We start from the raw sequence: 17,063 nt of genomic DNA, 5'->3' as shown, positions 1-17,063 counted from the left end.
AATATTTTGTACCTAATAATGGTTAAAATTAGAATTAATTAGCTAATTATGAAAAATATTATAGTGATTTCGTTTGATTTTGTTCGGTGTGACTAAATTAAATGTAATTTTCGTTGTACTAATTGTAGAAATAACAGATTAATTCAATTAATTAAATAAAGAGTTCAATAATATCAGTTGGTTATCATGTTATTAATATATTTTGAATATATTTCAAATAGTTAATAGTATTACGGGTGATTATTTTTGTTTGTAGCTTAATTTTCATTGTGATGTCAGTCACATAAGCATATATATAAAATAATAACATCTGTAAATTTAGCTTTCCAAAAATTTCTATTGTATTGATATTAAATAAAATATTTTGTTTTATGTGATGATGAGTAGAGACTATGCGATCGCATGAAGCACTAACTAAATTAATTAGAAAATGTATAGTATTGTTATGCAGTCAATTTAAATTTTTGTCGGTTTCTATTTGGAGAATATAGTGAAAAATCAAGATTTATTAGGTCTATCTTCTGCTAACATTCTGAATGCGGAATTCGAGAAGAAATACCACAACGTTATTGCTCACTTTTTCAGCCGAGATCCGAAGTATTGGCCGATATTTCAGGATAAAACCATCCAATCGATTACACAGTTTAGAAAAACAACCACTAACGATAATGACCAATTACAACGTTACTCAAATGGGCAACAACTATTTGAACGTTTAATGACGGATACGCAAATTCAACAAAACATCAATTACCCAGAAAACGATCCTAATGAATTACTGATGTTAGTGTCGACACTGTGTAAAAACTGGGAAAATCCGTTAGCTGTTGAAAACGTGATTGCAATGCCGAGTGATCCGGGTGTTTATGGTTCAATGTTAGGGTTAATGGGCAACCCTAATATGGTGTATTGTGAATATTCAGGTGTCGCAGATGCCTTAGAAAAAGTGACGATTAAAAAAGTCGCTAAATTGGTTGGTTATGATCCAGAAGTGGCATCTGGTGTGTTCACTCAAGGTGGCACCATGTGTAACTTATATGGTTATCTATTTGGTTTACGCAAATCTATGCCTAATTCTAAACATTTAGGTATGGCTGCAGATCAAGATTATCGCATCATTAACTCTCAAGGTGGTCACTACTCAAATATGACTAACCTAGCCTTATTAGGCGTTGATGTTGATAACAAGACCATTCGTATTAAGGTGTCTGAAGATAACACCATTAATTTAGAACACTTAGAGCGTGAATTAAGAGCGTGCTTTACTGTTAAGTGTAAAGTGCCAACGATTATGTTAACCACTGGCACAACAGATACCTTTGGTGTCGATGATGTGAAAGGTGTTTGTGAGTTACGTGACCGTTTATGTGAAGAGTTTGAGATCTCTGTTAAGCCACACGTACATGTTGATGCAGCTGTTGGTTGGCCGATTATTTTCTTCTTAGAATATAATTTTAGCAGTAATCCACTGGCAATTAACGATGTCACTTTAGAAGGTTTACGCCAGAACGTTGAAAAATTTAAGCATCTGAAATATGCCGACTCTATTACCATCGACTTCCACAAATGGGGTTATGTACCTTATACCTCAAGTTTAGTGTTGGTGAAAAACGGCAATGACTTTGTGGCACTTGAAAACGATCCTGAAAACTTCACCTATTTTGAACATGAGCTAGAAGGGCAGACTCATTTACAATCTACTATTGAGTGTACTCGTAGTGGTGTGGGTATTTTTGGCGCTTATTCTGCAATGCACTATATGGGTATTGAAGGTTACCAAACCATTATCGCTCACTGTTTGCAAAACGCGAACTATATGCGTCATCAATTATTGGCGATGGGGAATGCGAAAGTGATCGTGCCACAAAACCAAGGACCAAGTGTTGGCTTTAAACTGTATGATCCTAATTTAGTAAAAGATCCTCACGTTGCTTTCGATTTAGAACTAACATGTTCTACGGATAAAGAAGCTTATGACTTTATGGTTCATAATACGCAGTGGCATAGAAAACTTTTCTTACAGCGTGGCAGAGAGGGGTTATTTACTAACTGGGTTGATTCTATTGCTTGCTCTAAATATGCAAAAAATAATCGTTATGTTTATCTGCCAGGTGAAAAAGCAGTATTTATGAATCCAAATACAGAGCGTACGCATATTGATAATTTTATGAAGATTTTAACTGAAATGAGTCAAAATATGAGCTCGAAGAAAGTCGCAAAAATTTAATCAAATCATTGGTTGATTAAATAAAACAAACTGTACTTTAGATGAAAAATAGCCACATTCCCTGTGGCTAAAATGATTTTGGTGTGCTCTTTTTTTTTATTATTTACTTCAAGTTGCCTCTCTCATAAGCCCCTTGATGGAAGACACTCAAGCTGTTGCTGCTTCAACTTGTTTGACAGGAACAAGATGACAACAATCGCTTTCACCTGTTTTTTCAAAGGTTGATAAACGGGTGATTAAGAGTGAATTCATGTCTGTTAATAATCCCTCTGTTTGCAGTTTTTGCATGATGTTTTCATCACAGTCATTATTATTTTGACGTTGATAAGCCACAGGCGTTACCCCACGTAATACCGTCAATTGACCTGCAAGTGCGGGATTATCTGTTAATGCATATACATTGTTGTTTGGCATAAAGCGTGACAATAAGGTCACTGATTTACCATTTTCTGTTAATGCGGCAACACTTAAATGCTTGTCGTCATGGAAAGCTGTTGTCGCTGCGGCTAACGCAATCCAACGACCTGTTTGTGAATAGTAAGACGGTGTTTGCCATGGGTTTTCAACATTCGCGGCAAAAGAGCGCTCAGCCCCTTCAGCTACGCGAGCCATTGCACTAACGGCTTCCACGGGATATTTTCCTGCCGCTGTTTCGGCTGATAGCATTACTGCATCAGTTCCATCACCAACAGCATTCGCAATATCCATGACTTCTGCACGAGTTGGCATCGGGCTTTCAATCATAGATTCCATCATTTGAGTAGCTGTAATAACAGGACAACCTAATGCGCGACAGCGTGCGATTAATAGTTTTTGAGCCCCCGGTAAGCTGGCATCCCCAATTTCAACAGCGAGATCGCCTCGCGCTACCATAATGACATCAGATGCTTTAATGATGTCGTCCATATTTTCTTCACAGGAGACCACTTCTGCACGTTCGACTTTAGCAACGATCTTGGCATGGCTGCCTGCCGCAATCACTAAACTGCGCGCATATTCAATATCAGCACCATTACGAGGGAATGACACTGCAATATAATCAGCTCCAATCGCGGTAGCTGTGTGTATGTCTTGTTTGTCTTTTTCTGTTAATGCAGGTGCTGATAAACCGCCACCAAGTAGGTTAATGCCTTTACGGTTAGAGAGTTTTCCACCTACAGTAACTTTTGTTTCAATTTGATTATTATTTACTGCGCTGACTTGTAATTGGATATTACCATCGTCGAGTAGCAGAATATTCCCTGGTGTGACTTCTTGGACAAGTTGTGGATAATCCAAACCAACTTGTTGCTCATCACCTAATGTGCTGTCTAAATCAGCATTTAGAGTAAATGTATCGCCTGGTTTTAAATTAACTGAATCGTTTCGGAAATTAGAGATGCGAATTTTAGGTCCTTGGAGATCAGCTAATATTCCGATAAATATACGATGTTTTTCTGCGACCTGACGGATAGTTGCTGCTGTTACCTGATGTTGTTCTCGAGTGCCATGTGAAAAATTTAAACGAAATACATTAGCACCCGCCAAAATTAGTTTTTCAATCATGCTTTCTGAGCAGCTAGCAGGCCCAAGTGTCGCAACAATTTTTGTCTTACGCATAGTGACATTCTCTTTTTAAAATAGGGATACCTAAAGGTATCCCTTGATGACAACTTTATTATTACATGGTTACTTTTTTCGCATTCCAGACCATCATGGCGAGGATCATGGATACGATGGCAGAACCAATCCAGAAATACTGTACTATGCTGAAGTCATAGTGAGTGACACCATCAATTTCAGTGACTTTAATTAATGATGCAGAAATTAATTCTTGTGCTGAGGCTGCAATATAAGCAAATAGTCCAATAAACCCTTTTACTGCACCTACTGCATTTTTTGGCATTAGGTCACAAGCGGTTAAGCCTGCTAAGAACACAACCAGACCACCAATTGCAAAACCAATCATACTTAATGCAATCGCATCCATAACACGGCTTTGTGGTCCCCAGAACATCAGAGCAAAACCTGCGATATTGGCAATACCATAAATCAGTGTTGGAATATGACGGTTAGCGTTAAACAGTTTGTCTGATGCGATACCTGCTAAGATTGCACCAAAGAAGCCTGCGATCGGGTAAGTTGACATGGCAAAACCCGCGTCAATCAGTGAATAACCTTTTGAACCTTGTAAATAAAGGACCGCCCATGAACTGATTGCATAGCGAGAGATGTACATTGCGGCACAAGCTGTAGCGATGATCCATACAGTAGGTTGTTTTAATATGAATAATTGTGCACGGCGTGTTTCTTTTGGATCATTACTTTTAGCCGATTCAGCTTCTTCACCAAATGCAGTTGCTGGTTCTGGTAGACCATAAGTACGAGGGCGATCTTTTAATAGCATTAATAAGATAATACCAGCAGCTAAACTAGCAATACCTGCACCGATAAAGCCTGCGCGCCAGCCAAAGAAGCTTACAACAGTCGCAGTTAAGATCCATGTGATTGCTTCACCGATATTACGTGAACCACCCCAGATAGAATAAACACTACCTCGTTGTTTTGGTGAAAACCATTGGAAGATAGAGACACAAGAAGGAGCAGAACCGACAGATTGGAACCAACCGTTAATACCCCATAATAGGACAAAGAAGAGACCCGCGGTTGACATCCCCATAAAAATACAGGTAATTGAGGAGGCAATTAACGAGATGGACATAAAGCGTCCAATATTGGCATAATCAGATAAGAATCCGTTAGAGAACTTACCAAATGCATAAGTAAAGAAGAACGCAGAACCCATTAAGCCCAGTTCAGTTGTTGTTACAATACCCGCATCTAGCATGGGTTTTTTTACCACACCAAGTGCCATACGAACGACATAGAACATGGCATAGCCAAAAACAAGTCCTATAAAAACCTGCCATTGGTATTTTTTATAAATTGATCTGATCTTTTCATTAGATTCTTCTAATAGAGGGAGATCTTTTCTTGTTTTAAAGAAATTAAACATATAGATAGCTCCGAAAAAAATAGATAAAGCTGAAAGTTTTTAGTCGGAGTGAATACTAACGAGTAGGAAGGAATAACAGCAAAACGTTAACAATGGGTCACGATTGACTCATTACCTTAATTCGATGGGTTAAAACTGTAATCTAGGCAATTTATATTAGTATCAAAAGAAGGGAATATAAGCGTATCTACAAAAAGATTGGGTCATAGTTGACTCACAATCGAAATAAAATAATTGTCATGAAATTTTAAATTTATGATCTTGAGCACAATTCTAAGAAAACTTTTATGGTGAGGAAAATGAAAGGGAAACTTATTCTGTCATTCTTTTGTTTGTTTTTTATTTTCGGTGCAAATGCAAAAGATGATCGGCTTGTTATTTTGACTACACATTCAGATACAGTAATGCGCCCATTAATGTTAGCTTTTGCTGATAAATATCCTGATATTAAAACACAAGTTGTTTATCGACGTGTTGAAATTGCAGAAAGATTAATAAAAAATTATCCTTATCAGTCCATTGATATTGTCATGTCTTCTTCTGCAAATTTTTATCATCATCTTGATAGGGAAGGTTTGCTTTCTCGTTTGCCTATTAAATATGAAACCCCTGATTGGTTATTGAAGCACAGTAGTATTATCAACGATAAGGTAACAACATTTGGTTATTCCGGTATTGGGATTATTAGTAATACACAGTATTTACAAAAACATCAGTTACCATCGCCTAAAAGTTGGAGAGATCTCACTGATCCTATTTATCAAGGTCATTTGACGATGACAACACCCGCTAATTCTGGCACGACACAGCTAATGGTTGAAAATATTTTACAGGAAAACGGTTGGGAAGAGGGGTGGAAAATCTTATTGGAATTGAATGGTAATTTAGCATCAATATCCGCACGAAGTGCCAGAGTCAGTGATGCTGTTGCTCGGGGAATTGTTGGTGCTGGGCCTGTAATTGATAATTACGCTTTCAATCATCAAAAACGGTTTGATTTTATTGATTTCGATTATTTTGATAAATCAATAATTTTACCCGCTTATGTTGCTATTTTAGCTGAAAGTGATAAGCACGTTGAAGCTGGTATTTTTATTTCTTTTCTTCTTTCTGAAGAGGGACAAGAGATTGTTTATAACAGTGATATGGCAAAAATCCCGCTAAGTGAAAATGTATTAAGTACTAATTCTCAATTAGCTGATTCAACAGATTTTATTCTAGATAGTAATAAAGCGTATCATCGCCGTGAAGTTGTTAATGCGTTATTTGATCAAATGATCACCCATAATTTTCCGTTAATGCGCCAAGTTTGGAGTGATATCCATGAAGCAGAAAGACAGGAAAATAAAACGTCAGAACGTCTTGATGCGATTAGTAAAGCACGCAATATAGCAAGTTCGGTGCTGATTAGTGAAAATGAGGCTAATTCACCAACTTTGCAGGCACTTTTTACAAAAGCAGCGGATCAACGAGAGTATTCCGATCAGGCGTTAGCCGTTCTTTATCAATGGCGTACCTTAGAAGCAGAAAAACTTGAACAAGCACGTGCTTTATTAAGAGAAAACAAATCACCCTAACCGCCTTGTGGTTCAGATATACAGCAGGAAGCGCTGTTTTTATGAAAGGTATTACGGATGAAATTATTAGTGCCTAAACAATTTGGCAAATTAGGTAGACGTCTGTATATGGCGTTTATCTTTAGCTCTTTACTCACCTTATTAATTGGTGTGGTTATCTTTTTTATGTGGGGGAAATTGGCGACACAAATTAATGCGTCAGTAGGGGGATCTCTCCCAATGTTAACCACTAGCTATAATATGGAACGTTATAGCACCAATTTACAAATGTTATTAAAAGAGCGAGAGCAGACACAGAGAAAATCAGTTTCAGAGCAACAACAGCAGGAAATTCATCAGTTACTCGATAATTTACGTGAGTTTCCTATTGAGCAAAAGCCACAGCGTGATTTTTATACTCAACTTGTTGATGAGCTTTCAGAGCTCATTAATCAGCAGGATGTGTTGCTGGATAAGCGGCGTGAATTAGAGAATCGTCTTGCTCAATTATTGGGGCAATTGGCATGGATGCATGACGCTGTTGGTGAAGATATTAAACCGTTGTTGAATGAAATTGAGTGGCATGTTGGCCAAATGATTAATGAGAAAAATGTACAGGAAAACAGCCTACAACTTTTACTTGAATCCACATTATTACAAGAATTATTTACTACAGAAAATGAGTTAATTAGTTTAGTTGAAGAAATTGCTCACCAACGTTATAGCCGTGATATCGATGTCGCTTTTCATTATATCAGTGTTAAGATTGATGAAATCATCGCCTTAAATCAGAAGCTAAAAAGCTATCCATCAACGATTGCTCACCGCCAGATATTACAAGAGATCATCGCCATTACTCGCTATGATGGTGATATCTATCAAACACTGATTGATGATGTAGATAATGAGAAAAAGCTTAAAGCATTAACTCCTGAACTGAATGAAAAATTATCTCAATTTGATAGTGCTGTAAGAAGCAATGTTTTTGCTACAAGTGAAGCGCTAAATAAGCTTAATGATAATACTCGTAAGCTAATGGCAACGGGGAAAATCGTTATTGTTGTCATCATTATTGCATCACTTTTGCTGAGTATTATTGTGATGAAAATCTTGATTGATAGAAGACTTATCGCAAGATTGAATAAACTAAGTGATGATTTAGCGCATGTCGCTAAAGGTAATTTAACCGAGCCTGTACTGATTGAAGGGCAAGATGAAATAGGCCTATTAAGTCGGCGACTTCGTCGATTTTGGCGTCAAATGAAAGAAGTTGAAGCCAGCAATGCGTTAAATCTTATTAATAACACCGATGCAAGTTTAATAACTTGTCACCACGATGGCAGAATAGAAACAGTTAACCCAAGTGCAGCAATGTTATTAGGAACAGGAAAAGAGCAAAGTAATAAGCCACTTTGGCTACTGTTTAGTGGAGAGGCGAGTTCAATGCTTAAAGCGCAATTTGGCTTAACTAGTCAGCTTTATCGCTTAGGGCAGAGTGAATGTATTATTCGAATGGTAAAAGCGGGTGAGCCTCATTTCTTACAATTTAATATTCGAGAATATCCACATAAAGATGAACACAAATATATTGTGACTATCACAGATATTACGCGCCAAGAGTTAAGCCGATTAGAGCTTCAACGGCTGGTGGCATTAAAAACACAAGATTTACAGGATAAAAACCAGCAATTAAATGAAGAGATGTTACGTCGTGAGCAGGCACAAAAACATTTAATTCAGACACAAGAAGAGCTAGTACAGGCCGCTAAAATGGCGGTTGTAGGTCAGGCGATGACAAGCCTCGCACATGAGCTTAATCAGCCACTCTCTGCAATCAACACCTATCTTTACAGTGCAAAACTGACTATGCAGATGGGAAAATATGATCAATTACCTGATTCTATCGAACGTATTGAAAAGTTGTGCGCACGAATGAATCGAATCATTACTGCATTGCGTAATTTCTCACGTAAATCTTCATCTGAAATTAGTTTTGTTTCAGCGCCATTAAAAGAGCTGGTAGATAGCGCGATGGTGCTGGTAGAGTCTCGTTCTAAACGAGAGCAGTGCATTATTAAGAATAATATTCCTGATGAATTAACCATTTGTGCAGATCCGACACAAATTGAACAAGTCTTAGTTAATTTGTTTGTTAATGCGATGGATGCTATTGCGGGTCTCGGTGAAAGCCAGATCACCATTGATCTTTTATCTGTTGATCCCAAAAGAAAATTAGTGGCGATCGCTGACAGTGGAAAAGGATTCAATTCCGAGGTTTTACCCAAATTATTTACCCCATTTACAACCACAAAAGATGTGGGGCTTGGGTTAGGGTTATCCATTTGCCGTTCAATTATGCAACGGTTTGGTTATGAAATTTACTTGGCCTCTACATTACAAGGTGGCGCCATGGTTGTTTTGGAGTTTACAGATGACACAATCACACATGCATGATATCGATGTTTTATTAATTGATGATGATGAAGATATTCTGGAATCTTATCGTCATTTGCTTAATCTTGCGGGAATGGTTGCTAGAGTAACTGACTCACCAGAAAAAGCCTTAAGCTTTTTAACACCAGAATGGCAAGGTGCTGTTGTGCTTGATATCTATATGCCAGCAATGAATGGTATGGAAGTATTAGAGCGCATTAAACAAATAGACTCTCGTATTCCGGTTATCATGATCACCGGCCATGGCGATATACCGTTAGCAGTAGAAGCGGTAAAAAAAGGCGCTTATGATTTTATTGAAAAACCGATTAATCCTCCTGCTTTCTTAGAGTTAGTGTCAAAGGCTCATAAAGAGCGTCAATCCATTCTTTCTCTGAGAAACGCCATAATAAGCACTACACAAGAGCGATTAGTGGGAGACAGTGCGCAAATCACCGCGATCAGAAAACAAGTACAACAAATTGCCGATATCGATAAAGATTTAATGATAGAAGGTGAGATGGGCACGGGGCGTCATCTTCTTGCTCAACTATTGCATGAATTAAGCCCGCATAGTGATAAAGCTGTCCAAACCGTTGATTGTCAAAATTTATCGGATATCAAACAAGTTATTGCTCAAATTGAAGCGGATGAGGTAGGTACACTGATTTTGCGTTCTCCTTATGATTTATCATCAGAAGCACAACGCTGGTTAAGTTCTTATCTTTTAGATATGGAACGCCAAGGAAAACGCTATTTTAGAACGATTGCAATTTTAGAAAATAATACACAGAAACTTGTAACAGAAGGGCGGTTAATCCCTGAATTCTATTACTATTTTTCACAAATCACCTTTTCATTGCCCCCGTTAAGCGCAAGACGCCCAGATATTATTCCGTTATTTAGAGCTTTCTTACGACAAAGCGCGCAACGACTCGGTATTGTTGTGCCGAAGATTGATCGTAATTATCTCGATATTTTAAAGCGTTACGATTGGCCAGGGAATATTCGTGAGTTACGAAATGTGGCCGAACTCTATGCGGTAGGCATTGTGAAAATGGTTGATAGTGAACAACATCGAGCTATTATCCCACCAGAAGGCCCTTTAGATAATCTTGTGGATGAATATGAGCGTCGATTAATTGAAGATGCATTATATCTATTTGCGGGACGTGTTAGTGATGTGGCGGATTATTTGGGGATCCCACGTAAAAAGCTATATTTACGAATGAAAAAACATGAGCTCGATAAAGATAGTTATAAACCAAAAGTTTGATTTACCTTGCATGTAGTAAAGCCCGTCCTTAAGGGCGGGAAGGATATTAAAAGCACCTATTTGAGTAAGGGAGGAACTCCCTTCATAGCAATAGCAAAAACTGTCATCTTTATTACTATATATTAAATTTATTTTTCTTAAAATCTTATTAATTGTTAAATATAAAAAAGAAAAAATAGTGACGAGATATCATTTTGTAAAAAAGATTATCTCTATTTATCCTGCAAGTTTCCACTCAATAATTGACTATATTAAAAAGAGTGCTCATTAAAAGATTATCATATTTACTTTTTATTTATGATTTGTTTTTATTTTTTATTAAGAATAAAAAACGATATTTAAATATATTGTCATAATTAGATTGTCTAAATTTTAATTAAATTAAAGAATATAAAATTATCAACTAAATAAGATGAATCCTAAGTGTTTTTGTATATATATGGAATTGTTAGTATGATTTGGTTTTATTATCTTAATTTAGATTAATTTCGTTTATAAAAATCTGTAATAATGGCCTTTTTTGGTTTTTATATTTTATTTACACTTAATAAGTGTTAATTGTGGTGTCTTTATTTTTTATTAAGTAATAATATCTAATTTATATATTATCTTAGTTTAAAATACCTTAAATACTCACTTTAAGAGTTATTTCGTAATGTGACTATTCTTTGATATTACTAATGATATCATTTTTTGACTTTTGACTTAATTTACACCTTTTGCGAGTATTTAGTCGCAAATAAGCCAAAGAACATAATTTAAATCTGTTTTTTTGCTTTGAATTTTGTCTCTTACTTTCTGATTAAAATTTATTACTTATTTATATGTCTAATTAAGATGTTTTTATTAATTAAGGAAATTATTTTTATAAAATATTTAAAAATGACGTTTAAATAAGTTAATGCGATTAATTTATTCCATAAATTAATTTGAATATGAATGCAAAAAGGATGCATTTGTAGGATATCCCCTATCTTGATTTTATAAATTAAGAACGGTGGAGTTGTGAATTTTAAATTGTAGAAAGGCGGTGAGGTTTTATGACCTATCGCTTATTTAGTCAGAAACCAAGAAATATCAATATATTTATTGTGTATAAAGGAAATTTTATGAAATTTACTAAATTAGCTTTAGGTGTTGCGTTATCTTTAGTTGTTGCTGCTCCTAGCTTTGCAGCAGATCCTGCTGAAAGTAGTGAAGGTAAAGTACGTTTTACGGGCTTTATCAATGACGTTCCATGTTCAATCGATGATAAAAGTTTAGATCAAACTGTTAAGTTTGGTGAAATCGCATTGCATGAACTGACCAGCAATAAATTCCGTTCAGATAGCGAAAACTTCGATATTATCCTGAAAAACTGCTCAACAGAAACTTACAAAACTGCAAAAGTGTCATTCACCGGTGCAACGGTAAGTGGTTTTGACGGCTATACCGGCGAATTACTGGGCTTAGGTGGCAAAGTACAAAATGCAGGTATCGTTATCACTGACCGTGGTAATAATCCAATTACTTTTGGTCAAGGCTTCCCAGTTGACGGTCACGCTTTAAATAATGGCGACGGCTCTATCACAACATTGCAATTCTCGGCTTACGTGAAAGGTAATGAAGCTGTTGATAAGAAAGCAACAACCGGTTCTTTCGACACAGTCGCTAACTTCAAAGTTATTTACGAATAATTGTTGTTTTTTAATAAGATGTGTGGCGCTTAGGCGCCATGCATCTCATCAATATTGTCTTCTGTTAATAATGCTGAGGATGGCATAGCAAAATGAAAAGCATGAAAATAAATAAGATCAAAAAAGTAATGCTTTTATTCTTTATTCCTTTTTCGTTTTCTGTTTTTGCAGAAGAAGCTGTCGATTTTAATACCGATTTCTTAACCGATAAGGGTATTGAAAACACCGATTTTACTAAATTTTCTTACGCAAACTATATTCAGCCGGGTACTCATTTACTGGTTATCGACGTTAATAAACAAAGAGTAAGAAACGAAGAGCCTATTTTATTTTTTGCCCCAGATTACAACGCAGAATTATCTATTCCTTGTATTACTCCAGAGGTTTATCCCATTTTAGGTTTAAAGTCTGAATGGGAAAAAAAAGTCACTTGGTTAACCACAGACAATACCCAGTGCCTTGATTTCCGTTCTATCCCTAGCATGAATGCAGTGGGTGATCTCTATACTGGTATTTTAAATATCAGCGTTCCTCAAGCCTTTATGGAATATCAAGATCCTAGCTGGGATCCGCCTTCACGTTGGGATGATGGCATTGCAGGTTTCTTTCTTGATTACAATATGAACAATCGCCTTATTCGATATGAAAATAATGGAAAAGGCACAGAAACGGGTACCAATATTAGTGGTGTGATGGGCATTAATATGGGTGCTTGGCGCTTTCGTTCAGATTGGCAAGCTTCTGGCGGTAATTTAAATAATAACGATAAATCATGGCGTTGGAATCAGCTTTATATTTTTCGTGCTATTCGCTCTTTGGGTGCCAAATTAACGTTAGGTGAGCAATATCTCTCATCAGAACTTTTTGATAGCTTCCGTTATTTAGGTGCTTCATTAGAGAGTGATAATGCGATGATCCCCCCTCGTTTACAAGGCTATGCGCCTGAAATTGCTGGGGTTGCAAGAACTAATGCCACGGTTATTGTGCGTCAAGATGGTCGTATTGTTTATCAAAATGAAGTGAGCCCTGGACCGTTTCGAATTCAAGACATCAATACATTTGGGGGTGGTACTTTAGATGTTTCTATTGAAGAACAAGACGGTTCTATTCAAACTTTTAAAGTGGAAACGTCGCGTTTAGGAACACTGACAAGACCGGGACAGTTTTTATATAAATTGGTGGTGGGTAAGCCCACTAAAAATGAACATGATACTGAAGGGCCTGCATTTTCATTAGGCTCTTTCTCATGGGGAGCTGCAAATAACACTACAATTTATGGCGGGTTATTGGGCTCAACAGAGTATCAAAATATTGCTTTAGGTTTAGGGCAAGACTTAGCACCATTCGGGGTTCTCTCTTTTAATATTTCAGCGTCACGCGCTGAGATGGGCAGTAACTTTGATGATAAAACGCTATCAGGAACGTCTTATAACGTTACTTATTCAAAGCAATTTGATGAAATAAATAGTCAGATCACGTTTGCGGGTTATCGTTTTTCTCAACGTGACTATTTAAGTATGACTCAGTTTTTAGATGGTCGTTATCGTGGGCTTCATATTGATAGTGGTAAAGAACTTTATACCGCAATCTTTGGTACGGCTTTCCCTGAATATAATATTAATACTTACTTAAACTATTCTCGCCAAACGTATTGGAATCGACCTTCAACGGATAATTATAGTTTTACGGTTTCGAGTTATTTTGATTGGGCTAATTTTAAAAATTTATCCATTAACTTATCAGCTTATAAAGTAGAGTCTAACCATAATAATGACGAAGGTGTTTATGTGTCATTGGGTATTCCACTAGAGCGTAATGAAGCCAATATTAGTTATTCAGGATCTTTTAATCGTCATAATACCAGTAACAGCGTTAGCTATTATGAACGACTTAATGATCGCAGTACGTATAATTTATCTGCGGGAACGTGGGATAGCGATAAAGTTAATCTTTCAGGTTTCTACAATTACGACGGTAATTTAGCCAAACTAACTACAAGTGGTACTTATACTCAAAATAATCAAAGCGCTTTATCGATGCAATTAATGGGGGGAATAACTGTTACTCCAGAAGGAGGAGCATTCCACCGAGTCACATCAATGGGAAATTCACGCATATTGGTTGATACCAATAATGTTCAAGATATTCCGATTAAGACAAGTTTAACGCCAATTGAAACTAACCGACACGGTAAAGCGGTTTTAATGGGAGTGCAGAACTACTCTCGTAGCCATATTAAGATCGATATTAATAATCTTCCTGAAAAAGCGGATGCCGTTCAATCGTCACAATATGCCACGTTAACCGAAGGGGCAATTGGTTATCGCAAATTTAATGTGATTGAAGGTGAAAAAGTTTTAGCGGTGATCACCATGGCAAATAATAAATATCCTCCTTTTGGTGCCAGTGTTTATAACAAAGACAAATTAGAAGTCGGCATTATTTCAGACGACGGTTTTGTTTATTTGTCAGGTGTAAAAGCAGGTGAAACCTTAGAGCTTGCTTGGAATGGCGAAACTTGCCAATTCCAATTACCTCAAGTACTAGAAAATAATTTAAGCAACATGTTGTTGCTTCCTTGTAAGTAATTAAATTTAAGTCAACGGTGAATGAAATGAAATATATCAATATAAGAACATTAGGCGCTATCGTTACACTTTGCCTTTTTTCTCAATCCGCTTATTCCGCTATCGCATTAGATAGAACACGTGTTTTATATAATGAAGGTGAGCGCTCAGTCAGTATGGTTTTAGAAAATGAAAATGAATCTAAACCTTATTTAGCACAATCTTGGCTTGAGAATAGTAAAGATGAAAAAATTAATTCTCCTTTTGTGGTAACACCGCCTGTTCAACGTATCGAAGCCGGTAACAAAAGCCAAATTAAAATACAGGCATTACCTGCAATAAATATGTTGCCCACAGATAGAGAAAGTATTTATTACCTTAATGTTCGTGAAATTCCCCCTCGCAGTGATTCTCCAAATGTTTTGCAAATTGCATTACAAACAAAAATTAAAGTGTTTTATCGACCAAAAAGTATTGTCGCACCTAGCCGTTTAGAGGCTAATCCAATGGAAAAAGATATTGTGATTGAAAAACAGGGTGGTCATTACAATGTGAAAAATCCTTCACCTTATTATCTGACTATCACCAAAGTGAGAAAAAATAATACTGAGGTTAATGGTTTTGAGGCCGTGATGATTGAGCCTTTTGGTCAACGTCCATTAGGCTCAAAAGTCGGTGATTTAGGCGCAACGCCAGCAATTGAATATCTCAATGATTTTGGTGGTTTGGTTGAAGTTACTTTCCAATGCCGTGGAGATATTTGTTCAGCAAATATTAAAGATAAGAAGGCGTAATATTATGCTTATATTCCGAGGTGTAATACTTTTTCTTTGTATGAGTTTTCTCGCTCCTTCTGCGTGGGCCGTTTCTGGTTTTTTAAAAGTGACGGTGAGCGGGAGTGTAGAGTCACGTCCTTGCAAGATTAACGATGGTAAACCTATCGAAGTGAACTTTAATGATGTGATGACCACAAGAATAGAAAATGACAATTATAAACAAAAAATGGATTACACCTTGGATTGTAAAACAACAGGTGATCCAAGTATGTCGCTGAAATTTACAGGTGATGGCGCAGGGTTTGATACACGTTATTTACAAACGAGTGTGACAGATTTAGGGGTGTTATTTAAAACGACTGATACCAATATTTATATGAAAACACCTTTTCAGTTTAACTATCAAACTAGACCCGAGCTTTATGCGGTACTTGTGAAAAAAAGTGGTGCCACGCTACCAACAGGCTCCTTTACTGCAACTGCGACTATGCAGGTTTATTACAACTAACAGAGGAATAAACAATATGCGTTATTATCCATTCCTCATGATGTTATTTTTATTTTCTGTATTTTCTTCACCCAGTTTGGCAAAAGATAATGAAACACAAGTATTGATTAAAGGTAATTTACTAACGCCTCCTCCTTGTAAAGTGAATGATGGCAATATGATTGAGGTAAATTTTGGTCCTGTCGCGATCAAAACAATTAAAGGTTACGACCAAAAAAGAGAAATTAATTACCAGATTACCTGTGAAGAAAATTTAAATAACTGGAATATGTATTTATCGATTGATGGTAATAAAAGTAGCTTCGATCCTAATGGGTTGAGAACCAATATTAATGAATTAACCGTAAAATTTATGCTGGGCAATTCCATTATTGATTTAAATAAAAAATATCCGGTTAATTTAAATAACCCTGAAAAGATTTGGGCAGTATTGGTGAAAAAAGAAAATAGTGAATTGGCTCCGGGGAATTTTACTGCGGGTGGCACTTTATTTGTGGAGTACCAATAATGAATAGATTAAATGTGTTTCGCTCTATTATTGGTAGTTGTTTATTATTTTCTTCTTCTGTTTTTTCAGCTGAGAATCTTAATATTTTTGGTTCATTAATTATCGCACCTTGCAAAGTTTTACCTGAGCATTCTCAATTCGATGTTGTTTTTGATGAAATTCGTTTGGATGATATTTATAAAAGTTATTTTGAATTCGAGAAAAAGGATTTCAAAATTATTTTATCGGAATGTGATATTTCTATCGCTAAGCAAGTAAAAATTAAGTTTGAAGGGGCAACGCATAATGAACTTGCCGGATTATTAGCATTAGACGATAACGCTAATAATCCTGATTTAGGAATAAAAATTACGACTAAAGAAGGTGTCCCTGTTAATTTAGGGAATTATACCAGTCTATATAATATTCCTAATAATGGCATTTTTGAGCTGAACTTTATTGCTTATTTACAAGCGACAGCAAAAGCGATAGCAGACAAATCAATTAAACCGGGACATTTCTCTGCTACTGCCGTGTTTTCTTTGAAATATGAGTAAAAGAT

Annotated in this window: 12 protein-coding genes; 10 read left to right on the top strand and 2 right to left on the bottom strand. The window is 36.3% G+C overall.

Going from position 1 to position 17,063, the window contains the following annotated elements:
* Window positions 1-490: 490 nt before the first annotated feature.
* A complete protein-coding gene (locus DK858_RS03740; protein ID WP_109396279.1) occupies window positions 491-2,227 on the top strand; it encodes a pyridoxal phosphate-dependent decarboxylase family protein in 1,737 nt (578 codons plus the stop codon).
* A 147-nt stretch (window positions 2,228-2,374) separates the two neighbouring features.
* Here the strand turns inward: DK858_RS03740 and pyk are convergent, their stop codons facing one another.
* Window positions 2,375-3,826, bottom strand: a complete 1,452-nt coding sequence (gene pyk / locus DK858_RS03735) for a pyruvate kinase (protein WP_109396278.1) — start codon at window positions 3,824-3,826, stop codon at window positions 2,375-2,377.
* Between the two features lie 61 nt (window positions 3,827-3,887).
* Window positions 3,888-5,222, bottom strand: coding sequence for an MFS transporter (locus tag DK858_RS03730; protein ID WP_109396277.1), 1,335 nt, complete (start codon window positions 5,220-5,222; stop codon window positions 3,888-3,890).
* A gap of 299 nt (window positions 5,223-5,521) precedes the next feature.
* Here DK858_RS03730 and DK858_RS03725 point away from each other — a divergent pair, with 299 nt between their 5' ends.
* From DK858_RS03725 to DK858_RS03685, 9 genes are all read left to right on the top strand, one after another.
* Entirely contained in the window at window positions 5,522-6,799 is a 1,278-nt protein-coding gene (locus DK858_RS03725) for an ABC transporter substrate-binding protein (protein ID WP_109396276.1), read from the top strand.
* Window positions 6,800-6,856: 57 nt separating this feature from the next.
* Window positions 6,857-9,232 carry an ATP-binding protein gene (locus DK858_RS03720; protein WP_109396275.1) on the top strand — a complete coding sequence of 792 codons (2,376 nt, stop codon included), beginning with the start codon at window positions 6,857-6,859 and terminating at the stop codon, window positions 9,230-9,232.
* Entirely contained in the window at window positions 9,210-10,487 is a 1,278-nt protein-coding gene (locus DK858_RS03715) for a sigma-54-dependent transcriptional regulator (protein ID WP_109396274.1), read from the top strand. The genes DK858_RS03720 and DK858_RS03715 overlap by 23 nt, the downstream gene beginning before the upstream one ends.
* A gap of 1,109 nt (window positions 10,488-11,596) precedes the next feature.
* Entirely contained in the window at window positions 11,597-12,163 is a 567-nt protein-coding gene (locus DK858_RS03710; protein WP_109396301.1) for a fimbrial protein, read from the top strand.
* A gap of 92 nt (window positions 12,164-12,255) precedes the next feature.
* Window positions 12,256-14,751, top strand: a complete 2,496-nt coding sequence (locus DK858_RS03705; RefSeq protein ID WP_109396273.1) for a fimbria/pilus outer membrane usher protein — start codon at window positions 12,256-12,258, stop codon at window positions 14,749-14,751.
* A gap of 26 nt (window positions 14,752-14,777) precedes the next feature.
* A complete protein-coding gene (locus DK858_RS03700; RefSeq protein WP_109396272.1) occupies window positions 14,778-15,524 on the top strand; it encodes a fimbrial biogenesis chaperone in 747 nt (248 codons plus the stop codon).
* Window positions 15,525-15,528: 4 nt separating this feature from the next.
* Window positions 15,529-16,014, top strand: coding sequence for a fimbrial protein (locus DK858_RS03695; RefSeq protein ID WP_162556449.1), 486 nt, complete (start codon window positions 15,529-15,531; stop codon window positions 16,012-16,014).
* 16 nt (window positions 16,015-16,030) lie between these two features.
* Window positions 16,031-16,522, top strand: a complete 492-nt coding sequence (locus DK858_RS03690; RefSeq protein ID WP_109396270.1) for a fimbrial protein — start codon at window positions 16,031-16,033, stop codon at window positions 16,520-16,522.
* A complete protein-coding gene (locus DK858_RS03685) occupies window positions 16,522-17,058 on the top strand; it encodes a fimbrial protein (RefSeq protein ID WP_109396269.1) in 537 nt (178 codons plus the stop codon). The genes DK858_RS03690 and DK858_RS03685 overlap by 1 nt, the downstream gene beginning before the upstream one ends.
* Window positions 17,059-17,063 lie beyond the last annotated feature (5 nt).

Origin of the sequence: Proteus faecis (assembly GCF_003144395.1) — a bacterium.
Taxonomy (GTDB): Bacteria; Pseudomonadota; Gammaproteobacteria; order Enterobacterales; family Enterobacteriaceae; genus Proteus; species Proteus faecis.
The sequence above is the reverse complement of the archived record's forward strand: the minus strand, read 5'-3'. Positions and strand labels throughout refer to the sequence as shown.

Coding starts and splice junctions, on each gene's coding strand:
- pyk (WP_109396278.1), bottom strand. CDS start 3,826: ATGCGTAAGACAAAAATTGTTGCGACACTTGGGCCTGCTAGCTGCTCA.
- DK858_RS03730 (WP_109396277.1), bottom strand. CDS start 5,222: ATGTTTAATTTCTTTAAAACAAGAAAAGATCTCCCTCTATTAGAAGAA.
- DK858_RS03725 (WP_109396276.1), top strand. CDS start 5,522: ATGAAAGGGAAACTTATTCTGTCATTCTTTTGTTTGTTTTTTATTTTC.
- DK858_RS03720 (WP_109396275.1), top strand. CDS start 6,857: ATGAAATTATTAGTGCCTAAACAATTTGGCAAATTAGGTAGACGTCTG.
- DK858_RS03715 (WP_109396274.1), top strand. CDS start 9,210: ATGACACAATCACACATGCATGATATCGATGTTTTATTAATTGATGAT.
- DK858_RS03710 (WP_109396301.1), top strand. CDS start 11,597: ATGAAATTTACTAAATTAGCTTTAGGTGTTGCGTTATCTTTAGTTGTT.
- DK858_RS03705 (WP_109396273.1), top strand. CDS start 12,256: ATGAAAAGCATGAAAATAAATAAGATCAAAAAAGTAATGCTTTTATTC.
- DK858_RS03700 (WP_109396272.1), top strand. CDS start 14,778: ATGAAATATATCAATATAAGAACATTAGGCGCTATCGTTACACTTTGC.
- DK858_RS03695 (WP_162556449.1), top strand. CDS start 15,529: ATGCTTATATTCCGAGGTGTAATACTTTTTCTTTGTATGAGTTTTCTC.
- DK858_RS03690 (WP_109396270.1), top strand. CDS start 16,031: ATGCGTTATTATCCATTCCTCATGATGTTATTTTTATTTTCTGTATTT.
- DK858_RS03685 (WP_109396269.1), top strand. CDS start 16,522: ATGAATAGATTAAATGTGTTTCGCTCTATTATTGGTAGTTGTTTATTA.